Raw genomic sequence first — 20,684 nt, forward strand, 5'->3', positions numbered from 1 at the left:
TTCGTCCGATGCGAGGTGCGCCAAAAAGCGGGCGCACGAGCCGGGACGTAGCATTGTTTCGCACGGCTAGCGTCGGTCGCGCTCGATTTCAGTCTGTTCTGGGCTGCTTCGTACGGACCAACCCCGCGCCTGGTCGCGTCGCTCGGAAAATATCGAGGATACAAGGCAGGGAGATACTCTCCGTACCATAACTTAGACGCCCACATCCTGACGACACGCCTGAATATGAGCGGTGGCGACCGCGCGCTAAACTGGGTGTGTGCTATCGAAAAGTTCGGTGGGTCGAGCGCAAGACGATGAAATTCACCCGAATGATGGTCGGCCTCGCCGTCGCGTACATGATCGTGTTAGCCGGAGTCGCCATCTTGCAGGATCGTTTTCTCTACTTCCCTCAGAAAGCCGCAATCGAGGAGGTCACCTCCGGCGGACTGCGCGCCTGGCCGACACCTGAGGCGTACCGGGGTCTCGTGGCGGAGCCGGCCGGGTCCGCGCGCGCCACGGTCATCGTCTTCCATGGCAATGCGGGGCATGCCGGCCACCGCTCGTTCTATGCGGCAGCGCTCACCCGGCTCGGGCTGCGCGTGATTCTCGCCGAATATCCAGGCTACGGGCCGCGCACCGGTGCATTAGGCGAAGCGAGTCTGGTCGACGATGCTCAACAAACCATCGCGCTCGCACATCGCCTCTATGGAGCGCCGCTGCTGCTCATCGGCGAATCGCTTGGGGCCGGCGTGGTCGCTGCGGCCGGCTCGCGTGAACGCGACAAGATCGCAGGCATGATGCTCATCACGCCATGGGATCGGCTCGAGCACGTCGCCGCTTACCACTATCCGTGGCTGCCCGTGAAGTGGCTGCTGCGCGACCAGTACGACAGCGTGACCCATCTGGCATCGTTCGACCGCCCGATTCTCGTCGTGGTTGCGGAACGCGACAGCATCGTCCCTACGCGCTACGGCGAGGCGCTTTACAACTCGCTGTCCGCACCGAGAAAACTCGTGGTGGTGAAGGCGGCTGACCATAACGACTGGATTGGCCACGTCGACGAAACCTGGTGGCGGGAGGCGACCGACTTCCTTCTCACGCCTTTGCATTGAAATATGAAGACGCCACCGGTCTCGTTTAGCTCGGAGCGCATCTATGTTCTCGATGCGAAGAACAGGCCTGTCGAGGTGTTCGACCACGGCGCGTGGTCGCGCTGGATGACGGAAAACGAACTGATCTTCCGCCGCACACTGCTGGACGACTACGGTGTAACGGTCACGACCCGCTTCCGTGGTGTGTCCAAACCGAAAACCGGGGAGGCTTTGCTGTTCGTGACGCGCGTCGCCGGAATGCAGGCGCAAGACAACAGGAGCTACGGAGCAAGTACGCTCGATGAGGCGCTGGAGCAGCATGAGCGCATCGTGCAGAAAATCCTCCGGATAATGACAGGGCGGTGACCATCACAGCACGACGATTCTGCGGAGCCGGAACCCCAGGAAGTCGTCCATACATGGTGCAAACGGCGCAAGCGAATCGGTTAGAGTGTCCTGCTGAACGAATAGAGAGCCGTCGTGGCGTGTCGATGAAACGTAGCTGAAGATCCGCGGCAGGTGGGTGTAGCTCTGCCGGGCGGTGAATCGGGCCGGCCAGACAGTTGACTTCATGCTACGTGCAAAGCGCGACGTGAAGGCGGCCAAAGCCTTTTTCAGGAAAGCTCTCAAACATCAGGGCAAGCCGCCGAAGACCATCTCACTGGATGGCTATGCCGCCTCACGCGCGCGCGAACGGACGAACGGCCCAGCGGAGCCGCTTACTGAGAACGAGAGCCGGTCGACAGCGCACCTCAATCCCACCGCTCGTCACGCACCTGAACGACGCCCGCCTCGATCCGCACCGGAAACGCCACCACATCCTCATATGCCGGCGGCGCCAGCACCTTTCCGGTCCTGATGCAAAATCGTGCACCGTGGCGCGGACAGACGACCACGTCGCCTTCGACCACACCGCCAGTCAGGATGCCGCCGTCGTGCGGGCAGACATCCTCGATTGCATAACAGGTGCCGTCGACGTTGAACACAGCAACCTGCGCGCCGTCGACCTCGACGCTGCGAACAGACCCGGCCGGAAAATCCCCGATCGCAGCGACGTCGACCCAGTCTGACATGTCAAAGCATCCCCAATTGCAGGCGCGCCGCATCCGACATCCGGTCTCTCGACCACGGCGGATCCCACACCAGTTCAACGTGCACGTCGTTCACTCCGCTCGCCGAGAACACCGCATCCTCCACCGTCGCCGGGAAGGTCTGCGCGACCGGGCAGCCGGGCGCGGTCAGCGTCATGCGGATCCCAACGCGGCCTTCGGCTTCGTCCACGTCAAGACCATAAACAAGCCCCAGATCGTAGATGTTGACCGGAATCTCCGGGTCGAACACGGTGCGAAGTGCATCGATCACGCGTTCTTCAAGACCTTCTGTTGTCGTGCCACTGCCGGGTTGTGCGGCCTCAGCGCGCTTCAGCCAGTCGAATGTGCTCATCGTCTGCCTCACTCTGTCGAAACGGGGCGATCTTCGTCGTGCAGCGCGGCGTGGAGCGTATGCCAGGCCAGCGTCGCGCACTTCACACGCTCGGGAAATTCACGTACACCGGACAGCACCGCCAGCTTGCCCATCTCCGGCGCGGCTGTCGCCTGCCCTGCAGCGGGCGTTGTCACCATGTCGTGAAAGCGCCCGAACAGCGCTTCGGCCTCTGCTTCCGTTTTGCCTTTCAGCGCCTCGGTCATCAGCGACGCTGATGCTGTCGCAATTGCACAGCCCGCGCCTTCGAAACTCGCTTCTTTGACGATGCCGTCCTCGATTCGCAGATAAAGCGTAATTCGGTCGCCGCACAGCGGGTTATAGCCCTCAGCCGTGTGATTGGCGCCGGACAGTCCATGACAGTTACGCGGCCGCCGGTAGTGGTCGAAGATGACTTCCTGATACAGATCGCGCAGATCGCTCATTTTCCGAATATCTCCCTGACCTTTCCGAGACCTTCGATCAGCGCGTCGATATCCTGGTGGGTGTTGTAGAGGGCGAGCGACGCGCGCACGGTCGCCGGTACGCCGAAGCGCTGCATCACCGGCATCGCGCAATGATGGCCCGCACGCACCGCGATGCCGTGATGATCGAGAATCGTGCCGACATCATGGGCATGCACGCCGTCGAGCACGAACGACAGAATGCCTGCCTTGTCGCGTGCGCTACCGATAAAACGCAAGCCCGGTATCACCCGCAGGGCGGCCGTCGCATAGGCGAGCAGTTCGTTCTCGTGCGCGGCGATGACTTCCATGCCGATGCTGTCGACATAGTCGAGCGCCGCGCCCAGCGCAATCGCGCCGGCAATGTTCGGCGTACCCGCTTCGAACTTCCACGGAATCGCGTTGTATTCCGTTTTCTCGAACGTTACCGATCGGATCATGTCGCCGCCGCCCTGCCATGGCGGCATCGCTTCAAGCAGTGCGGCCTTGGCGTATAGCACGCCAATGCCAGTCGGTCCGTACACCTTATGCCCCGACAACGCGTAGAAATCGCAATCTATCGCGCGGACGTCGACCGGCAGATGCGTGATTGCCTGTGCACCATCCAGCAGCACCGGCACGCCCCGCGCGTGTGCCGCTGCAACGATGCGCTCCACCGGATTGATGCTGCCGAGCGCGTTGGCCAAGTGCGTCATCGCGACCAGCCGCGTACGTTCGCTTAACAAGCGCTCGTACGCGCCGGCATCGAGTGCGCCCGTATCGTCGATCGGCACGACTTTCAGCGCCGCGCCCGTCTGCTCGCAGACGAGCTGCCACGGCACAATGTTCGAATGGTGCTCCATCGCGCTAATCAGGATTTCGTCGCCGGGCTTGATCCGCGGGCGAGCATAGCTCTGGGCGACGAGATTGATCGCTTCGGTCGTGCCACGCACGAACACGATCTCCTCCGGACGCTGCGCATTGATGAAGCGTGCGATCTTTGCGCGTGCGGCCTCGAATGAATCGGTCGCGCGCTGAGACAGCAGATGCACGCCGCGGTGCACATTCGCGTTGCTATGCCGGTAGTAAGCGTTTTCCGCGTAGATGACCGAGGCAGGCTTTTGCGTAGTGGCGCCATTGTCGAGATAGACCAATGGCCGGCCATGCACGCGCTCGCCCAGAATCGGAAAATCGGCTCGCCAGTGCTCGACATTGCGCGGATCGGGCGTCTGCATCTGTTCGATCGGCTTCATAGCAACTCCCTGATGCGCTCGCCTTCCGGGGTGCGCGCGAACAGCAGGTTTTCGAGCCGGCCACGCAGCGAATCGATGCGCACACCTTCGACAATGTCGCGCGCAAATGCGTATGTCAGTAGCGCCCGTGCCATGCGCTCTTCGACACCTCGTGCACGTAAATAGAACAGCTGGTTGTCGTCCAGTTGACCGACCGTCGCGCCGTGTGTGCATTTCACGTCGTCGGCGTAGATCTCGAGTTGCGGCTTCGTGTCGATTTCCGCATCGCGTGACAGCAGCAGGTTGTGATTCGCCTGATGCGTGTCCGTTTGCTGTGCATCGCGATGCACGATGACGCGCCCGTTGAACACGCCGCGCGCTGCGCCGTCGAGCACCCCGCGGTAATGTTCGCGACTCGTGCCATGCGGCTCTGTGTGATCGATGCGCGTGTGGTGATCGACGTGCTGCCGGCCCCCGACAAAATAGAGACCGTTCAACGTCGCTTGCGCGTTCGCGGCGTTCAGGCTTGTGCCGATACCAGTGCGCGACAACGCGGCGCCGAACGCGAACGCATGTGAGGTAAAACAGCTGCCCCGTTGCTGCGCAGCGGCGACCGACGCAATATGAAAAGCCTTCGGGCCCTCTCGCTGCAACCGGTAGTGCTGCACGTCCGCCTGCTCGTCTGCGACGATGCGGGTAACCGCATTGGTCCAGTACGCGTCGCCGCTCAGCCCTACAAAATGCTCGACGATCGTGCAGCCCGAGCGTGCTCCTGCAAGCACGACATTGAACGGCTGCACCGCAAGACCCGCTTCGTCGGTCAGGAACAGGATCTGCAGCGGTTGTTCGATGACCTCGCCAGGCGGCAGCACGATGGCAAACCCATCCGTCATAAACGCCGTATTTAGCGCGGCAAAGCCATCTGAATACGCCTGCGAAGCGAATGCCGATTCCAGTTGTTGTGGCATTTCTCTCAACGCCCGGGTGAGCGAGCCCACAAATACCCCGTGTGGCAAACCATTCAGTTTCGACGGCCGCGGCACATGCCGACCGTTGACAAAGACCAGTCGATGCGCGGCAGGGTCCAGCTTGAGTTCATCGATGACGTGCCGCACGTCGCTATCGTCCGTGCGTTGTGCCTTGAAATGCCAGGGACGCTTGCCAATCGCCGACACGTTCGTGTATTTCCAGTCCTCGTGCCGCGTGGTCGGCAAACCCAGCGCGTCGAACTGGTCGAACGCGCTTCGGCGCGCGGCACGCAGCCATGGAAACTCGACGCCGGGCAACGTCTTCGCGAGTTGCCCAAACTGATGGAAATAGTCAAGAGATTCGTTTTTCATGGATGCCCCGCACTTTCCTAGCTTGCTGTATTTTCTGGTTGCACCGCTTCATCGTCGATCCAACCATAGCCTTTACGCTCCAGCTCCAGCGCCAGTTCACGGGACCCCGACTTCACGATCCGGCCATTCGCCAGCACATGCACGCGATCCGGCACGACGTAGTCCAATAGCCGCTGATAGTGCGTCACGAGCACGATCGCCCGTTCTGGACTGCGCATGCTGTTGACGCCCTGCGCGACAATCTGCAATGCGTCGATGTCGAGTCCGGAATCCGTTTCGTCGAGAATGGCGAGCCGGGGCTCCAGCACGACCATCTGCAGAATCTCGTTGCGTTTCTTCTCTCCGCCGGAAAACCCTTCGTTCACGGCGCGATACAGCAGACTCTCGTCCATCCGCATCAGCGTCATCCTCTCCTTGACCCGTTGCAGAAACTCCATCGCATCGAACTCCGGCTCGCCACGATACCGCCGCTGCGCATTCAGCGCCGCCTTCAGCAGATAAACGTTGCTCACGCCGGGTATCTCGACGGGATACTGGAACGCGAGAAACAGTCCTTGGTGTGCGCGCTCCTCGGGTGCGAGCGCCAGCAGGTCGCGGCCGAGATACGAGACCTCGCCGCCCGTGACAGCAAAGTCCTCGCGCCCGGCCAGCACCTGGGCAAGCGTGCTCTTGCCCGAGCCGTTTGGACCCATGATCGCGTGCACCTCGCCGGCCCTTACATCCAGATCGATGCCACGCAGAATTTTCTTGCCGTCGACTTCGACCTGCAGATTACTGATTTCAAGCATGGTCCGAATCCCTCGCGAATCGCTGTGGGTTATCCCACGGCGCCTTCCAGGCTGACGCCGAGCAGCTTTTGTGCCTCGACTGCAAACTCCATCGGCAGCTCCTTGAAGACCTCCTTGCAGAAGCCGTTCACGATCATCGACACCGCATCTTCCGGCGACAACCCACGCTGCCGGCAATAGAACAACTGGTCTTCGCCGATGCGTGATGTCGATGCTTCGTGTTCGACCTTCGCGGTCGGGTTCTTGACCTCGATGTAGGGGAATGTGTGAGCGCTGCAACGGTTTCCGAGCAAAAGCGAATCGCACTGCGTGTAGTTGCGCGCGCCTTCCGCCGCACGGCCGACCTTCACGAGGCCGCGATACGCGTTCTTTCCGCGGCCCGCCGAAATGCCTTTCGACAGAATCGTGCTGCGCGTATTGCGGCCGAGGTGAATCATCTTCGTCCCGGTATCGGCCTGTTGATAGTGGTTGGTCAGTGCCACCGAATAGAATTCACCGACCGAGTTATCGCCCTGCAGGATCACGCTCGGATACTTCCACGTAATTGCCGAACCGGTTTCCACCTGAGTCCATGAAATCTTCGAATTGGCCTCGCGGCAGTCGCCACGTTTGGTCACGAAGTTGTAGATGCCGCCCTTGCCCGACGCATCGCCCGGATACCAGTTCTGCACGGTCGAATAGCGGATCTGCGCCCCTTCCAGCGCGACCAGCTCGACCACAGCGGCATGCAGCTGGTTTTCGTCGCGCATCGGCGCGGTGCAGCCTTCCAGATAGCTCACGTACGCGCCTTTGTCCGCGACGATCAGCGTGCGCTCGAACTGCCCGGTATTCTGGGCGTTGATACGAAAGTAGGTCGACAGTTCCATCGGGCAGCGCACGCCCGGCGGGATGTAGCAGAACGAGCCATCGCTGAACACGGCGGAATTAAGCGCGGCGAAGAAATTATCGGTGTGCGGCACGACCGAGCCGAGATACTTTCGCACCAGTTCGGGATGATGCTGTATGGCATCCGAGAATGAACAGAACACAATGCCGAGTTCCGCCAGCTTTTCGCGGAACGTAGTCGCTACCGACACGCTGTCGAATACCGCATCCACCGCTACGCCCGCCAGCAGTTCGCGCTCCCTCAGCGGCACACCCAGCTTTTCGTAGGTACGCAGCAGTTCCGGATCGACTTCATCGAGACTCTTCGGACGATTCTTCTGCGTCATCGGCGCGGAATAATAGATGATGTTCTGGTAATCGATCGCCGGGTGTTCGACCGTCGCCCAATGCGGCTCGGTCATCGTGAGCCAGTGGCGATAGGCCGCGAGTCGCCATTCGAGCATGAACGCCGGCTCGTCTTTCTTCACCGAAATGAGCCGGACCACATCCTCGCTCAGCCCGCGCGGAAGCGCATCGGCCTGCAGATCAGTCACGAAACCGTGCTGATATTCGCGGCTGATCAGTTCATCGAAACCGGTTGTGGATGCGCTCATGCGTGGCCTCCGTCAATCGACTTGCGCGCAGGCGTCGCGCCCGCGCGATGGGTGGAGATACTACGCGCGCGGATCGCGCTGATATCGACCGCGCGCAAGGTGGGGCCCGCCATGTCCGCCAGCGTGACCTGCTGCAACGCTTCGTAAATCAGGCGATTGACCTTCTGCCAGTTGGCGCGCACCGCGCACGCCGCCTCCTGGATACACAGGCCTGGCGTAGTGCTGCATTCGGTCATCCCGATCGGGCCGTCGACGACGGCGATCACCTCCGCCAGCGTGATCCGTGCAGGCGGCCGCGGCAGCAGGTAGCCGCCGTTTGTGCCGCGCAGCGACTCGACGACACCACCGCGCGTCAGCACTTTCAGCACCTTTGACACCGTAGGCATCGCGACCCCGGTCGCCGCCGCAATACTGCTTGCGCTGTGGACGGCATCGGGATCGCGCGCCATCGCAGTCATGATCACCGTGCCGTAATCGGCAAGTTTGCTCATGCGCAACATCGGAACATCTCCCGTTTTAATCAGGACCCTTTTGGTCCAGATTACATCGAAACGAAAACCGCACGTTTGGAGTGAGCGACACTGTCCTGTGTGGGGATTCCTGGCCACGTCGCGAATCGCTTTCCGTTTCGGGAGAAGTATTTCGCGAACGGCCCAACGCCAATTTCATTCTAGACCTGTATATATAACCTTGTCAGTGTATTGGTCTTCGTGACGGACCGCTCTGGCGAGCCACGCTCCATCGACCGCGAATACCCACTCGCCCGACGAGACATCAATTGTTTGATATCCAGAATATCGAAAACTGATTTAAAAGCCGGAATCCGCGTGAAGGATGCGCGATGTGCATCGCCTATCTCGGGAGAGGCCCGCCGCATAGTACTTTGGGCTGTTGTGGCATCCGGACCCAGTGGGGCTACTGCCCGATCTTTCTGGTGATTGTGGTTGTGTGGAGTGTTGGGCAGGTGCGCGGACTGAATGTCGAACGCGCCCATTGCCCTCGGCCTACGTGTTCAGCGCATACATGAAAGCCCGGAATCCACGGTCACCGTTGCCAGTTGTCGCTGTCGGATGAATAATCGCCCGTCAAGATTCGGACGTTTACGTGCGCTAACGATGACGGCCCCTTTCGTCCGTGCCCGCATGAGATTGCTCTTCAAGGCGTACAGGCAATTAACAATTTTGCGCCGATAAATTCTGATTATTTCATTTTCAGAAAAAGTATTTTACGAAGTAGGCGTTTACCCATGATGGACACCTCCTGTTCCAAAGGATAGATGTCCACGAAAGCGGGTCAACTCCAGGAGGTCACATTCGGGTAGGTTTGGGTGCGACTTCTGTCCTTGCAATACACGATCTTTGACTTTTCAGGATGCATCGTCAGCCCACACTCCGTCAGCGCGAGCCGCTCGATCGTTAGCGGCTCCTGCAAATGCGCACGGATGTATTCCTCCACCCGTCGTACATAAAACGGCGCAAGCGGTCTGCGCTCGCGCGTCATGCCGCTTCGTACGCTGTTCGGTTGACCGTAGATAAGCGCGTTCAGCAGTGTCGACTCGAACTGCTCAAATGCGAGTGGATAGCGCAGCGGATGCGCCTCCGTACTCATGATTTCCGCGAGCATCGGCAGCAACTGCATCAGGCACACCCCTGTGCCGACGTCAGTGCGAATTCTGGCTCGAATTCGATTGCCCCACCCGCCGCGTCGCCGAAATGACGCTGTGCATGACGCTCGAGCACATCGCGCTCGATACGCAGGATGGCCTGCGGGCAAGCTTCGCCCCGCCGCATGCGCAGCGCCAGCGTGGGCGACACCAGCGAGCCGGCGAGCGTCCATATTGAAGTGGACCTGCGCGTAGGCGAGCTCGTACAGTTTGCGCTGCTCGTCGGAAGGGCGGCCGTCACCAATCAATGCTCGGCTCGCATCCATCCCGCTGCATAGGGTATCTACCGAACATTTCATGCTTGCGTTGTCAGGATACCTGATATCAAATACGGAACTATAGCGACGGACAGGCGCGTCTTCCAGGACGCGCTTTATTTTGTTCTTTATATCAGCTTGCCTGATATTGCATCAACGGTGATCGGCGCCAGCATCCCCGTCACGCTCATCGCTGCAATCGCCTGAAACCGAAGATCCCTCAATCGCAGTTCAACAAAAAAACATACAACTGGTCTGGAGACATCACCATGCAATTGAAGTCGACTCACGTTCTCATGTTCGGTGCGCTATGCGCGCTGAGCACTGGAGCCTTTGCGCAATCGAGCGTCACGTTGTATGGCATCGTGGACACGGGGATCGAGTATGTCTCGCACGCGAACGCGAAGGGCGACAGCGTCTTTCGCATGCCATCCGTTACCGGAGAGTTCCCATCACGCTGGGGGCTGCGCGGCAACGAAGATCTAGGCGGCGGCTACAGCGCTGTCTTCACGCTCGAAAGCGGCTTTAACGTGCGCGACGGCAGTTCTGGACAGGGCGGGAGGCTGTTCGGACGCCAGGCATTCGTCGGCATGAAAAGCCCGTACGGAACGCTCGCGTTCGGCCGTCAGTACACGATGACCTATCTTGCGGTTCAGGGCGCCGACATCATCGGTCCGGACATTTACGGCATGGGCTCCCTGGATGCCTATGTGCCCAACGCACGCGCCGACAACTCCATCACCTATCTTGGCTCGTACAAGGGCTTTACGCTGGGCGCGGGCTATTCATTCGGACGGGACGCTGCGGGTACCGGCAACTCGCCGGGACAAGGAACCTGTACCGGCTCGGTTCCAGGCCACGCCACGGAATGCCGCGACTGGTCCGCAATGCTCAAGTACGACTCTCAATATTTCGGCGCGGCTGCGTCGTACGAGGAGCAACGCGGCGGCGCGACCGCAGCCGCCAACTTCTTCGACGGAATTGCGCCGACACCTCTCATCAACGCCGCGGACAAGGACGCCCGTACCCAACTGAGCGCCTATGCGCAGTACGCAGGCGCGAAGATCGGCGCAGGTTGGATTGGACGCCGCGTAGTGACCCAGTCGCCGACAGTACCGAATATCCGTTCGGATCTGTTCTTCCTCGGCGCTTCGTACATGGTCACGCCTGCGTTCCTCCTCGATGGCGAAGTGTTTCGGATCATCAATAGCGACCACGATACCCGCGCCACGATGGGAACGTTACGCACCACCTATCTTCTGAGCAAGCGTTCGTCGGTCTATGCGCAGGCTGCGTATCTGGCGAACAGCGCGAAGGCGCGCTATTCGGTCAGCGGTGGCGGCGGTGGGACCACGCCAGGCGCGGGCATGGGTCAAACGGGCGTGATGGTCGGCATTAAACACATGTTCTGATAGGGGGCGAGAATGAAACGAACTTCAATTGCTATGTGTGTATCGGCAGTGTCCGCGATGCTGGCGGCCTGCGGCGGCGGTTCCGACTCGCTCTCCACCAGTGCGACACAATTGCCTCGGCTTTCCGCAGCACAACCCGCGACGCTGTCAGGAAACTGCAGCGCGCTCGCCGCCAGGCTGACGTTTGCGGCCACGACGTTCACGTCCGTTACCGACGTGCCGGCCGGAACGCTCACGGTGGCAGGAAAGTCCGTGCCCGAACATTGCGTGATCGAAGGGAAAATGAATCAACGCACGAGCGCCGTTGACGGCCAAACTTATGCGATTGGTTTTGAAATGCGGCTACCCATCGCGTGGAATGGTCGCTTTTTCTATCAGGCCAACGGTGGTCTCGACGGTAGTGTGACACCGGCGACGGGGGTGCTCAGTGGCGGGGGCCCGCTGAACAACGCTCTAAACATGGGCTTCGCCGTGATCAGTTCGGATGCAGGTCATTCCGGGTCGCAAAACCCGCTGTTTGGTCTCGATCCTCAGGCGCGCCTCGATTATGGCTATAACGCCGTTGCTACGCTCACGCCAATGGCCAGGCAGGTGATCAAGTTGGCCTATGGCAAGGGCCCCGACCGCAGCTACTTCGAAGGTTGCTCGAACGGCGGCCGTCATGCGATGGTGGCGGCAGCCAGGTCTTTCGCGGATTACGACGGCATCATTGCCGGCGATCCCGGCTTCCATTTGCCAAAGGCGGCGATCGGGCAGATGTGGAGCGCACAACAGCTAGCTACCGTCGCGACCGCCAAAACGTCGGCCGGAATTGCCGATATCACCACCGGCTTGACGACTGCTGAAAGGCAGCTCATCGCGTCGAAGGTCATCGCGAAGTGCGATTCGCTGGATGGTGTAGCGGACGGGATGGTGCAAGACATCAAAGCGTGCCAGGCGAACTTCGACCTGGCCACGGACGTACCGACATGTTCGAGCAATGGGCGCGACGGCACCTGTCTTACGGCGGCTCAAAAGCAAGCCGTTGGAAATATTTTTTCTGGGGCGAAAAATAGCGCTGGCACTGCGCTCTATGCGAGCTTTCCGTATGACGTCGGTGTCAACGGATCAGGCTGGGCCGCGTGGAAGCAAGGCAATTCGATCAGCCTTGACCCGGCTGCGGCGGCCTTCGTATTTACGTCGCCGCCGCAGAGCGCTTCGCTGCTCAGCTCCATCGGCGCCTACGCTCTGAACTTCAACATGGACAGTGACGCGCCGAAGATCTTCGCAACGAGCGGTGTCTATTCCGAGACTTCGTGGTCATTCATGACCCCGCCGAACGAGACTGATTTGAGCGGTCTGAGGAGCCGGGGCGCGAAGTTGATCGTCTATCACGGGACGAGCGATCCAGTGTTCTCGTCGAACGATACGACCGACTGGTATCAGCGCCTGTCCACGGCTAGTGGTGGTGACGCGAGCAATTTCGCCCGGCTCTTCACGGTAGCAGGAATGAACCACTGCAGCGGCGGTCCGACGGCCGATCAGTTCGACATGCTGACGCCTATGGTGGCATGGGTCGAGCAAGGGCAAGCGCCGAACCGGGTCATCGCAACGGCTCGCGACACGACCAACGCGATACCGAATAGCGAGGTGCCGACTAGCTGGGGTGCCGGGCGCACGCGTCCGCTCTGCGCGTATCCGAAGGTGGCCCGCTATACCAGCGGAGACGTGAACTCGGCAAGCAGTTTCACTTGCAGCTAAGCCACTGACCGTGCGAGGGGGGAGAAGATGTGAACGCTCCCCCACTACGCCGAGGAAACGTTAGGCTCCCTCACCGCCCGCGATCGCTTTGAGCCGGCGATAAAGCGTGCGCTCGCTCAATCCCAGCTGCGCGGCAAGCTCACTGCGTTTTCCGCGGAATTGCGCCGCTGCGCGCGAGTTCCGCATCGGTCAGCTTGCGCGGCAAACCCACGCCCACCGCCAGCGAATCCTGACCACCGCCGGAAGTCCTGTCGCGGACCGCCTGCGGCAAGTGTTCGGCGCGGATCACGCCACCGTCGGCGCGCTGGTCGGCGCGATTCTCGGGCTGACTGGCGCGGGCGGCAGCATTCTTGCCGTGCCCGGGCTCGTGTTCAGCATGGGCTGGCCGCTGCAGCAGGCCACGCCGGTCGCGCTCGTCGCGGTGGCCGGCGGCGCAGCGGTGGGCGCGCTCGAGGCATTGCGCAAGCGGCTCGTCCGTTATCGCGCCGCGCTGCTGATGGCCGCCGCGGGGGTGCCCGCGACCGCCGCCGGCGCGCGTCTCGCGCATGCGTTGCCGCAACGCGTGCTGCTCGCGCTGTTTGCCGCGGTCATGCTGGTGGTCGCGTTCCGGCTGTTGCGTCAGACGCTCGCGCGCCGCGCGTCTCGCGAGGCACAATCGTCAATCTGCGTCGCGCATATCGACCCTGCGACCGGCCGCTTTCGCTGGACCTGGCCGACCGCAGCCGCGCTCGCGGCCACCGGTTCGCTGACGGGATTGATGACGGGGATGCTCGGTGTCGGCGGCGGCGTCATCATCGTGCCGATGATGCGCAAGCTGACGGACCTGTCGATGCACGGTATCGTCGCGACTTCGCTGATGGTGATCGCACTCGTCGACAGTGGCGGCGTTCTCGCGACGGCCACGCACGGCGCAACGCTTCCACTCGAAGTCGCGTTGTGGTTCACTGGCGCCACCGCCGCCGGTATGCTCAGCGGACGGCTTGCATCGCATCACATCGCCGCGCGTCAGGTGCAACTGGGCTTTGCGAGCATCCTCGTCTGCGTGGCGCTCGGCCTGCTGGTCAAAGCGGCGCTGATGTAAGCGCTGCCGCTTCCCTCCAACCCACGCAACAGTCAACCTGAACGATGATCGATCTCGACCATTTCACCCCGCTCGCGTCCTTGTGCGGAGGCCTGCTGATCGGCGCCGTGGCTGCGGCGATGGTGCTTTTGCTGGGCCGCATCGCCGGAATCAGCGGGATAGTCGGCGGCCTGCTGCGCTGGACCAGGCAAGACGGCGCATGGCGCGTCGCCTTCGTTGCCGGGCTGGTCGCTGCCGCGGTAATCGCGCGCGCGGTCGGTGCGCCCGTCGCGATCACCGTCGACGCGTCGTGGCCGGCCGTGATCGCGGCCGGCTTTCTGGTCGGCATCGGCACCCGCTATGGCAGCGGTTGCACGAGCGGACACGGCGTGTGTGGCATTTCACGCGGCGCCACGCGCTCGCTCGTAGCGACGGCGACGTTCATGGCGGCCGGTTTCGTCACCGTCTATATCACGCGACATCTTCTCGGAGCATAGGATGGCAACAGTCGTTTCATTCGTATGCGGGCTGCTGTTCGGCTTCGGCCTGCTGTTGTCGGGCATGGCCAACCCCGCCAAAGTGCTGGGCTTCCTCGATTTCGCAGGACGCTGGGACCCGTCGCTCGCGTTCGTGATGATCGGCGCGGTGGCTGTCGCAGCAATCGGCTTCGCGATCGCGAAGCGCCGCGGCAAGTCGCTGCTCGGATTGCCGATGCAGATTCCCGCGTCAACGCACGTCACGCGAAGGCTGATGGTGGGCAGCCTCGCGTTCGGCGTCGGTTGGGGAATTGCAGGGTTCTGTCCCGGCCCGGCGCTCGTTGCGCTCGGACTCGGGTCGGTGAAAGCGTGGGTGTTCGTGGCGGCGATGATCGCGGGGATGGCGGTCTTCGAGTGGTTGGAACGGCGCAGACAGGCGGCCTTGGCGACTGCCCCTTAACCTGGCCTTAAGGCGCGGCCGTGTACGATCTGTTTCGACTGAATCCAACTCACAGGCTCCCCCATGCAGGTCTCCACTGAACACCGCTATGACATCGTCGCACGTTTGCTCCATTGGCTCGTCGTCGGGCTGGTTGCCGCGCAGTTCGTGATCGGCTGGACGATGCCGGACGTGCACCGCGATACCGTGCCGGACGGCGAAATCGCCTGGCACCTTGGCGTCGGCACCGCACTGCTCGCAGCGATGGTGTTGCGGGTGCTGTGGCGCGTGACTCATCGGTCGCCGCCGGACAGCCTGCCGCCGCTGTTTCGCGCCGCTTCGAAGCTCACGCACCTCGCGCTGTATGTGCTGCTCGTGCTGGTGCCGCTGCTCGGCTGGATCAACGCTTCGTCGCGCACGTGGACGGTCCGCCTCGCCGGACTTGCTTCGTTGCCCTCACTGTCGGCACCGGGTTCGTCATTCGGACATGCGATGGGCGATGTTCACGGCGTCCTCGCTTGGATTCTATTCGGCGTGATCTGCTTGCATATCGCAGCGGCGATGTTTCATCAGTTCGTCGCCGGCGACCGCGTTCTGCAGCGCATGAAGATCTAGCGGTAGTTCGAGCGCTGCCTATATTTGCCCGTCAAACAGGGCAAAGCTGCGTGGCATGTCACGCGGGCGGACAGTTTCCCGAACTGATGCCGTACGGTCGAATGTTCAAGCTGAACGGATATACCTTCGGTGAACGTACGATTCCAGTGGCCGTGATGGCGATGCTCGACGTGACCAGGACGAGGCTCAACCATGATGCTAGCGGCAATATCGTCTCTCCCAAAGACGGTCTGCCGATTTTCGATTCAGCCAGCATCTTCCTCGCCGGCAAGATCACCGACAGGATCGGCCACTGAGCATCGGACAACATTGATTTCCGTTGTGTCGACAGGATCATTGGGGAACGCAAGCGACCTGATTCTCGGTGAAGCTGGCGGGCCAACCACGGGTGTTCAAGGACCATCGTCGCCCAATCTCGCCTCGTGGCATTCGGGGCTTATCGGCCAGTACGTGCCCGTCCCGCCGGAAACCAGCGTGGAAGCATCGCGATCAGGACGTCGTCTTTAAGGAAGGCATGATGAAAATAGCCGCGAATGCGTGCAACCCCGCAAGCCACATAATGGCGTCGCCGAGCCACGCGTGCAGCGATGCGAGGGCTGAGCCTGCTCCATGCGAACTACTGAGTAAAGGCGGAATATCGTAACCGCCGATCAGCGTCAACGGATGCCCTTCGAGCCACGCGCCCGAGATGGCGGTAAGCGGAAGCGCGAGGAGAAGCAGATACAGCATCCATCGAACGGTTGTTGCCATCACAGCTATCCAGCGAGAAATTGGAGGTGTCTCGGGACGCGCGTCGTATGCTCGCCACAGCAGGCGGACGAGGGTGAGCGCGAACACGCACAAACCCAAAGTCTCGTGCAGTCGCCGGTCGAACTCGTGCACCGAAGAGTAGACGCGCTGTTCAGATCCGCCGGGCCCATACATGAACGTCACGAGCACGACAATTGCCGTGCACCAGTGGAGGAATTGGGCAATTGAACCGTAGCGTGTGGCAGAGCTTTTCACTATAGCGCTCCCGATGTGTGCCCATCGACGAACGGTAGGCACGACCGCGACAACGGCAAGCCAGTGGATAACACACGCAGCTGCATCGTATCGTGACGTGGCATACATGGCTGGCCGGACGCTGGCGTATTGGATTCGTGAATGGATTCTACGCGCAAACTCTTGGTGAAATCTCAAGCTGTTGGCGGCTCACGTTTCAAATCTTCTCCGTCCAGCCAGGCGGCGCGGTGTGCAGCCGGTCGCGTGGCGAGCGCCCGCAGATCGCAGATCATTCCGCGCGGCCGGAAACACCTGGATTGTGGAAACAGATCAGTACCGCTGTTGCCGAGAAACGCGAGGCAACCACGCTGACGAACAGCCGGCGCGCGAGCGGAACAGAGTTCTGGTATCAGCTGTACGTGGCACCGGTGAGTGACGAGGCGGAAAAGGTTACGCATCACATCAGCGTGGTGAGCGACCTGACGGAACTCATTGAGTCGCGCGATCTACTGGTCAGGCAGGCACGTCGCGATGGGCTGACGGATTTGCCGAACCGCGTGACGCTGCGTGAGCTGATTGACACGGCGATTCTCGATGGTCACGAATTCGCGCTGCTGTTCATCGACCTCGATCATTTCAAGGACATCAACGACAGCCTGGGCCATGGCGCAGGCGATCGCCTGTTGCAAGAAGTTGCGCGGCGGTTGTCGACATCGGTCGGAACGGATGGCGTGGTGAAGCGATATGGCGGCGACGAGTTCGTGACGATGTTGAAGGGTTCAACCGACGATGACGAACTCTCCGCGCTGTTGACGCGCGTGCGCAAGCGCTGGACAAGCCAGTGCAAATCGACGACATGCAACTGCGGGTCCGGATGAGCATCGGGGTCAGCTGCTATCCGCAAGACGGCACTGAGTGCGAAACTTTGCTGAAACATGCAGACCTTGCGATGTATCGCGTCAAGGCAGGCGGGCGTAACGGCGTCGAGCGATTTGCCCCTTCGCTCGCGCATGCGGCGACTCAGCGTATCGCGCTATCGCATAAGCTACGCAACGCCGTCGAGCAGAACGGCTTTGAACTGGCGTACCAGCCGCAAGTGGACATACGCAGCTACCGGCTGACTGGAGTCGAGGCGCTCATCCGATGGCACGACGCGGACTTCGGCACGGTCAGCCCAACGACGTTTATACCCCTGGCCGAAGACATCGGTTTGATTGCGTCAATCGGAGAATGGGTACTGCAAACTGCCTGTGCACAGGCAAAGCGCTGGGAGGAAGTGCTGCCGGGGCTGCGCATGTCGGTCAACGTGTCGCCCAGCCAGCTTACTTCGAGTGATTTCGGCGCCGTCGTGCGTCGTGCTCTTGCGGCGTCACAATTGGCCGCGGACCGGCTCGAACTGGAGATTACCGAAGGAGGCCTGGTTGCACCGGGCGCCCTGCCCACCCTGCGCGCCCTGCACGACATTGGCGTGTCCATAGCGATCGACAACTTCGGCGCCGGTTACTCGAGCCTGGCTTACCTGCGCAGCTTTCACGCGGACCGTCTGAAGATCGACATGCCGTTCAGCCGCGGCATTGGCAGCAGTCTCGTGGATGAGACGATTATCGGTGCGATCATCGCACTCGCCCGCAATCCGCGTTTCTAAGTCGTCGCGGAAGGCGTCGAACGAGCGGAACAATTGGCTTTTCTTGCCGAGGCCGGCTGCGAGATCGTTCAGGGATACTACTTCGCCGCGCCACAGCCAGCGGCGAATATTCCGGCCTACGCGGCGAGCCTAATGAGCGAGCTGCAATGTGGCTCGTCTTGAGAGCCCCCCGCGCGACGACTTCACTTTAGCTGTGCGACGCCAAAGAGCGGCGCCTCGCCGCTCTTTGGTGCGTCGTATTTAACGCGGATCCGACAGCGTCTGATTGAGCGTCTGCCCAGCGATGATCACGTTCTGCAACGTAATGTCGTGCACGTTGTAGAGGTAGATCGGACCCGGCGTGCTGGCGCTCGCGGGGCCTGCGGCCACAGGCGTGCCGAAGTCGCAGTTGGAAATCGTCACTCCCGTGATTGCCGGTACGCTCGGCGCAGGCGCCGGACCGTTGTAGTCGAACGCAACTGGACCTTGTGCAACGATGGCCTGGAAACAGGAGCCGGTTGTACTGCCCAAAGTCACGTTCGAAGCATTGACGTTCGTGATGTTGACGTTGTCAATGAGCGCGGGGCGTGTGCGAATCGCATCGGCGGCAGGCTGGTAATCGCAATCGAACGTGATCAGGCCGCCTTGAGACGCGGACGGGTTGGCGGCTGTTGCGGTGGCCACACCGATGGGCACGGTGCCGTTGATCGGACTGCCCGTCAGCATCTTGCTGCCGTAGCCTCCACCCGTCAGGCTCACGCCATGCGGAAGCGTGACGCCATTCACGTAGAAGTTCTTGACGTAGCCTCCACGGTTCATGTTCGTCTTGATACGGATCGCGATGTTCAGCGAATTCGTTGCCCAGAACTGATTGAGCATGGTCAGATTGCGCGCGTAGATGTTCTGCACACCGCCACCCATCTCGCTGCCGAGCGTAATGCCGCCGTGACCGCTATTCATCATGCAGTTCTGGATCACATGGTTCTGCGCGGGTCCGTACTCCGTGTCGAGATCCTTGCCTGACTTGATCGCGATGCAGTCGTCGCCGGTGTTGAACGTTACGCTGTCGCACAGCACCGTGTTGCAGGCGTCGGGGTCGAAGCCGTCGTTGTTCGGTCCGATACTGTCGGCTGTCACGCCACGGATCACGACGTTCGTGCAGTCCGTCGGATGATGCTGCCAGAACGGCGTGTTGTTGGTTCGGTAGTTTTCCATCAGCACGTTCGTGCAACCGATGAACTCAACCATACACGGCCGCAGATAGTGGCCGAGACCAAAGATTCGCTGCGCGACCGGCACGCCCGCTTCGGAGAGCGCCGGCAGGTAGTTCTGGTCTTGCTGCCACGGCGTAGCCGGATTGGTCAACATCGCGTAGAGCGCGGCCGGAATGGTAGGGGCGACCACCATCAGATCGACGTTATTCGGATTCGTATAGGCCTGGGACGGCGTGGTCGACCCCGCGCAGCCGTATGCGCCGCTGGAACCCTTGTAGGTCCACCAGCAAGTGCCGGTGTTTCCGCTTCCGGCGAACGGCGTCATCGCCTGACCGTTCAGCACCGAGGTCGGGCCTTCGCCAGTCACCGCGATGTTGTTCGCATTTCGCGCGTACACGGGCGAGCCGAAGTTCAGGCAGTCGTTCGCCTGCCAGCGGCTGTAGTAAAGATTGCCGTTGGCGCCGCAGTTGACCGGACCGTCCTTCGCATAGTCGGCGGGATTCGGGCTGAAATAGATCGTGCAGTTCGCACTCAGATGGAAGTTGACGTTGCTCTGCAGCACGATGGGACCCGCGCAATACCACGTGCCCGCCGGCACCACGACCCGGCCGCCACCGGCTGCACTGCAGGCCGCGATTGCCGCGAGGAAAGCGGGACGTGAATCGAACGATCCCGGTGCGTTGGTCGCGCCGGCCCCCGTACTCAGGGGCGATGAACTGCCGGTGTAGGGGTTGGCCTGGGCAATGACCGCGCACGGTTGCGCACCGTACTGCTCGACCTGGAAATCGACGGCCGGGAACGCGCTCTGCGTGATCTTCTGCAGCGCATTAATGATGTTCGTCGCTGAGCCGTTGGGACCCCAGATCGGGTCGGCCGCAGCCGTTGACGGCGTGCTTCCCGTCGCTGGCGTGGAACTACTGCTTCCGCCTGCCGCGGAAGCGGAAACTCCGCCGCCGCAAGCCTGCAGGAGTGCGCTGCCGGCGAGCGCGCCTCCGAGGCCAATGAAGCCACGGCGCGAAATGCGCAAGGTGTCGCCCGTTGCGGGCGCATTTTTATCAGGATCGCACGACAGCTTGGACATGGAGTCCCCTCCGGATAAATAGTTGTAGGCGCACGAGAGAATCGTCATCGCGCATGTTGTATGACAAGTCTAGAAGAGTAAAGACAAGACGCGGGTCAGTACATATCGTGGAAACCCTTACTAAATGTTTCCTCGATAGCATTCGCGAGGTGTGAAGAGGGTTCGGATCGCTTTTGGAAACTGGCGCGGGCGCTTCGACTAGAATAATTTCGACGTGCGGCTCCGGATTCGATGCACCACACCCGTTAATAGGTATCGCCATGAACGACGGAAGGCTCGTATTGCATGCGCGACATCGGGTTGA

At 61.2% G+C, this 20,684-nt stretch carries 21 protein-coding genes and 3 pseudogenes; 11 read left to right on the forward strand and 13 right to left on the reverse strand.

The genetic code is table 11. From position 1 onward, the window contains the following. The first annotated feature begins 296 nt into the window (after nucleotides 1–296). The 3 genes and pseudogenes from OKW26_RS20610 to OKW26_RS20620 form a co-directional block, all read left to right on the forward strand. The gene (locus tag OKW26_RS20610) at nucleotides 297–1,094 is read left to right on the forward strand and encodes an alpha/beta hydrolase (RefSeq protein WP_429354973.1); all 798 of its coding nucleotides are present in this window, start codon (nucleotides 297–299) and stop codon (nucleotides 1,092–1,094) included. A 3-nt stretch (nucleotides 1,095–1,097) separates the two neighbouring features. Then, on the forward strand, nucleotides 1,098–1,439 hold the full coding sequence (locus tag OKW26_RS20615; RefSeq protein ID WP_429354974.1) for a hypothetical protein: 342 nt from the start codon (nucleotides 1,098–1,100) through the stop codon (nucleotides 1,437–1,439). A gap of 112 nt (nucleotides 1,440–1,551) precedes the next feature. Then, nucleotides 1,552–1,762 (forward strand): annotated as a pseudogene (locus tag OKW26_RS20620) (DDE-type integrase/transposase/recombinase); the annotation flags it as partial. A 63-nt stretch (nucleotides 1,763–1,825) separates the two neighbouring features. Here OKW26_RS20620 and nirD read toward each other — a convergent pair. The 9 genes and pseudogenes from nirD to OKW26_RS20665 all read right to left on the reverse strand — a co-directional run. Next, on the reverse strand, nucleotides 1,826–2,146 hold the full coding sequence (gene nirD / locus OKW26_RS20625) for a nitrite reductase small subunit NirD (protein WP_090811477.1): 321 nt from the start codon (nucleotides 2,144–2,146) through the stop codon (nucleotides 1,826–1,828). A gap of 1 nt (nucleotide 2,147) precedes the next feature. Then, on the reverse strand, nucleotides 2,148–2,516 hold the full coding sequence (locus OKW26_RS20630) for an SUF system Fe-S cluster assembly protein (protein WP_090811480.1): 369 nt from the start codon (nucleotides 2,514–2,516) through the stop codon (nucleotides 2,148–2,150). Nucleotides 2,517–2,524: 8 nt separating this feature from the next. Further along, nucleotides 2,525–2,980, reverse strand: coding sequence for a Fe-S cluster assembly sulfur transfer protein SufU (sufU, locus tag OKW26_RS20635; RefSeq protein ID WP_184058729.1), 456 nt, complete (start codon nucleotides 2,978–2,980; stop codon nucleotides 2,525–2,527). Next, complete coding sequence (locus OKW26_RS20640; RefSeq protein WP_090811483.1) at nucleotides 2,977–4,230, reverse strand: cysteine desulfurase; 1,254 nt, start codon at nucleotides 4,228–4,230, stop codon at nucleotides 2,977–2,979. Before OKW26_RS20640 ends, sufU begins: the two co-directional genes overlap by 4 nt. After that, on the reverse strand, nucleotides 4,227–5,549 hold the full coding sequence (gene sufD, locus OKW26_RS20645; RefSeq protein ID WP_429354975.1) for a Fe-S cluster assembly protein SufD: 1,323 nt from the start codon (nucleotides 5,547–5,549) through the stop codon (nucleotides 4,227–4,229). The genes OKW26_RS20640 and sufD overlap by 4 nt, the downstream gene beginning before the upstream one ends. Before the next feature lie 17 nt (nucleotides 5,550–5,566). After that, on the reverse strand, nucleotides 5,567–6,337 hold the full coding sequence (gene sufC, locus OKW26_RS20650; protein WP_429354976.1) for a Fe-S cluster assembly ATPase SufC: 771 nt from the start codon (nucleotides 6,335–6,337) through the stop codon (nucleotides 5,567–5,569). 29 nt (nucleotides 6,338–6,366) lie between these two features. Further along, the gene (gene sufB / locus OKW26_RS20655) at nucleotides 6,367–7,815 is read right to left on the reverse strand and encodes a Fe-S cluster assembly protein SufB (RefSeq protein WP_429354977.1); all 1,449 of its coding nucleotides are present in this window, start codon (nucleotides 7,813–7,815) and stop codon (nucleotides 6,367–6,369) included. Then, entirely contained in the window at nucleotides 7,812–8,315 is a 504-nt protein-coding gene (locus tag OKW26_RS20660; RefSeq protein ID WP_429354978.1) for an SUF system Fe-S cluster assembly regulator, read from the reverse strand. Before OKW26_RS20660 ends, sufB begins: the two co-directional genes overlap by 4 nt. Before the next feature lie 898 nt (nucleotides 8,316–9,213). Then, nucleotides 9,214–9,635: pseudogene (locus OKW26_RS20665) on the reverse strand (AraC family transcriptional regulator); the annotation flags it as partial. A 369-nt stretch (nucleotides 9,636–10,004) separates the two neighbouring features. On the opposite strand from OKW26_RS20665, the gene OKW26_RS20670 reads away from it, so the two are divergent. Both OKW26_RS20670 and OKW26_RS20675 read left to right on the forward strand, forming a co-directional pair. Then, complete coding sequence (locus OKW26_RS20670) at nucleotides 10,005–11,147, forward strand: porin (RefSeq protein WP_184058736.1); 1,143 nt, start codon at nucleotides 10,005–10,007, stop codon at nucleotides 11,145–11,147. 12 nt (nucleotides 11,148–11,159) lie between these two features. Continuing rightward, a complete protein-coding gene (locus OKW26_RS20675) occupies nucleotides 11,160–12,887 on the forward strand; it encodes a tannase/feruloyl esterase family alpha/beta hydrolase (protein ID WP_429354979.1) in 1,728 nt (575 codons plus the stop codon). A 60-nt stretch (nucleotides 12,888–12,947) separates the two neighbouring features. Here OKW26_RS20675 and OKW26_RS20680 read toward each other — a convergent pair whose 3' ends face one another. Beyond that, nucleotides 12,948–13,073, reverse strand: a complete 126-nt coding sequence (locus OKW26_RS20680; protein ID WP_429354980.1) for a helix-turn-helix domain-containing protein — start codon at nucleotides 13,071–13,073, stop codon at nucleotides 12,948–12,950. Further along, complete coding sequence (locus OKW26_RS20685) at nucleotides 13,027–13,176, reverse strand: hypothetical protein (RefSeq protein ID WP_429355277.1); 150 nt, start codon at nucleotides 13,174–13,176, stop codon at nucleotides 13,027–13,029. The genes OKW26_RS20680 and OKW26_RS20685 overlap by 47 nt, the downstream gene beginning before the upstream one ends. Here OKW26_RS20685 and OKW26_RS20690 point away from each other — a divergent pair. The 5 genes from OKW26_RS20690 to OKW26_RS20710 all read left to right on the forward strand — a co-directional run bounded on the left by OKW26_RS20690 (nucleotide 13,159) and on the right by OKW26_RS20710 (nucleotide 15,773). Then, nucleotides 13,159–13,968, forward strand: a complete 810-nt coding sequence (locus OKW26_RS20690; protein WP_429354981.1) for a sulfite exporter TauE/SafE family protein — start codon at nucleotides 13,159–13,161, stop codon at nucleotides 13,966–13,968. The two genes, OKW26_RS20685 and OKW26_RS20690, sit on opposite strands and share 18 nt — an antisense overlap. 44 nt (nucleotides 13,969–14,012) lie before the next feature. Then, nucleotides 14,013–14,444: a YeeE/YedE family protein gene (locus tag OKW26_RS20695; RefSeq protein WP_429354982.1), complete on the forward strand. Its 432-nt coding sequence runs from the start codon at nucleotides 14,013–14,015 to the stop codon at nucleotides 14,442–14,444. A gap of 1 nt (nucleotide 14,445) precedes the next feature. Continuing rightward, entirely contained in the window at nucleotides 14,446–14,883 is a 438-nt protein-coding gene (locus OKW26_RS20700) for a YeeE/YedE family protein (RefSeq protein WP_184058742.1), read from the forward strand. A 63-nt stretch (nucleotides 14,884–14,946) separates the two neighbouring features. Then, entirely contained in the window at nucleotides 14,947–15,477 is a 531-nt protein-coding gene (locus tag OKW26_RS20705; protein WP_429354983.1) for a cytochrome b, read from the forward strand. 101 nt (nucleotides 15,478–15,578) lie between these two features. Then, nucleotides 15,579–15,773, forward strand: coding sequence for a hypothetical protein (locus tag OKW26_RS20710; protein WP_260321064.1), 195 nt, complete (start codon nucleotides 15,579–15,581; stop codon nucleotides 15,771–15,773). 193 nt (nucleotides 15,774–15,966) lie between these two features. Here the strand turns inward: OKW26_RS20710 and OKW26_RS20715 are convergent, their stop codons facing one another. After that, entirely contained in the window at nucleotides 15,967–16,482 is a 516-nt protein-coding gene (locus OKW26_RS20715) for a cytochrome b (protein WP_429354984.1), read from the reverse strand. Between the two features lie 536 nt (nucleotides 16,483–17,018). Between OKW26_RS20715 and OKW26_RS20720 the strand changes: the two are divergent. After that, nucleotides 17,019–18,268 (forward strand): annotated as a pseudogene (locus OKW26_RS20720) (putative bifunctional diguanylate cyclase/phosphodiesterase). A gap of 78 nt (nucleotides 18,269–18,346) precedes the next feature. Here the strand turns inward: OKW26_RS20720 and OKW26_RS20725 are convergent. After that, nucleotides 18,347–20,380, reverse strand: a complete 2,034-nt coding sequence (locus OKW26_RS20725) for a glycoside hydrolase family 28 protein (protein ID WP_429354985.1) — start codon at nucleotides 20,378–20,380, stop codon at nucleotides 18,347–18,349. Between the last annotated feature and the right edge of the window lie 304 nt (nucleotides 20,381–20,684).

Source organism: Paraburkholderia sp. 32 (genome assembly GCF_050435345.1).
Classification (GTDB): domain Bacteria; phylum Pseudomonadota; class Gammaproteobacteria; order Burkholderiales; family Burkholderiaceae; genus Paraburkholderia; species Paraburkholderia tuberum.

Coding starts and splice junctions, on each gene's coding strand:
- OKW26_RS20610 (WP_429354973.1), top strand. CDS start 297: ATGAAATTCACCCGAATGATGGTCGGCCTCGCCGTCGCGTACATGATC.
- OKW26_RS20615 (WP_429354974.1), top strand. CDS start 1,098: ATGAAGACGCCACCGGTCTCGTTTAGCTCGGAGCGCATCTATGTTCTC.
- nirD (WP_090811477.1), bottom strand. CDS start 2,146: ATGTCAGACTGGGTCGACGTCGCTGCGATCGGGGATTTTCCGGCCGGG.
- OKW26_RS20630 (WP_090811480.1), bottom strand. CDS start 2,516: ATGAGCACATTCGACTGGCTGAAGCGCGCTGAGGCCGCACAACCCGGC.
- sufU (WP_184058729.1), bottom strand. CDS start 2,980: ATGAGCGATCTGCGCGATCTGTATCAGGAAGTCATCTTCGACCACTAC.
- OKW26_RS20640 (WP_090811483.1), bottom strand. CDS start 4,230: ATGAAGCCGATCGAACAGATGCAGACGCCCGATCCGCGCAATGTCGAG.
- sufD (WP_429354975.1), bottom strand. CDS start 5,549: ATGAAAAACGAATCTCTTGACTATTTCCATCAGTTTGGGCAACTCGCG.
- sufC (WP_429354976.1), bottom strand. CDS start 6,337: ATGCTTGAAATCAGTAATCTGCAGGTCGAAGTCGACGGCAAGAAAATT.
- sufB (WP_429354977.1), bottom strand. CDS start 7,815: ATGAGCGCATCCACAACCGGTTTCGATGAACTGATCAGCCGCGAATAT.
- OKW26_RS20660 (WP_429354978.1), bottom strand. CDS start 8,315: ATGTTGCGCATGAGCAAACTTGCCGATTACGGCACGGTGATCATGACT.
- OKW26_RS20670 (WP_184058736.1), top strand. CDS start 10,005: ATGCAATTGAAGTCGACTCACGTTCTCATGTTCGGTGCGCTATGCGCG.
- OKW26_RS20675 (WP_429354979.1), top strand. CDS start 11,160: ATGAAACGAACTTCAATTGCTATGTGTGTATCGGCAGTGTCCGCGATG.
- OKW26_RS20680 (WP_429354980.1), bottom strand. CDS start 13,073: ATGCGGAACTCGCGCGCAGCGGCGCAATTCCGCGGAAAACGCAGTGAG.
- OKW26_RS20695 (WP_429354982.1), top strand. CDS start 14,013: ATGATCGATCTCGACCATTTCACCCCGCTCGCGTCCTTGTGCGGAGGC.
- OKW26_RS20700 (WP_184058742.1), top strand. CDS start 14,446: ATGGCAACAGTCGTTTCATTCGTATGCGGGCTGCTGTTCGGCTTCGGC.
- OKW26_RS20705 (WP_429354983.1), top strand. CDS start 14,947: ATGCAGGTCTCCACTGAACACCGCTATGACATCGTCGCACGTTTGCTC.
- OKW26_RS20710 (WP_260321064.1), top strand. CDS start 15,579: ATGTTCAAGCTGAACGGATATACCTTCGGTGAACGTACGATTCCAGTG.
- OKW26_RS20725 (WP_429354985.1), bottom strand. CDS start 20,380: ATGTCCAAGCTGTCGTGCGATCCTGATAAAAATGCGCCCGCAACGGGC.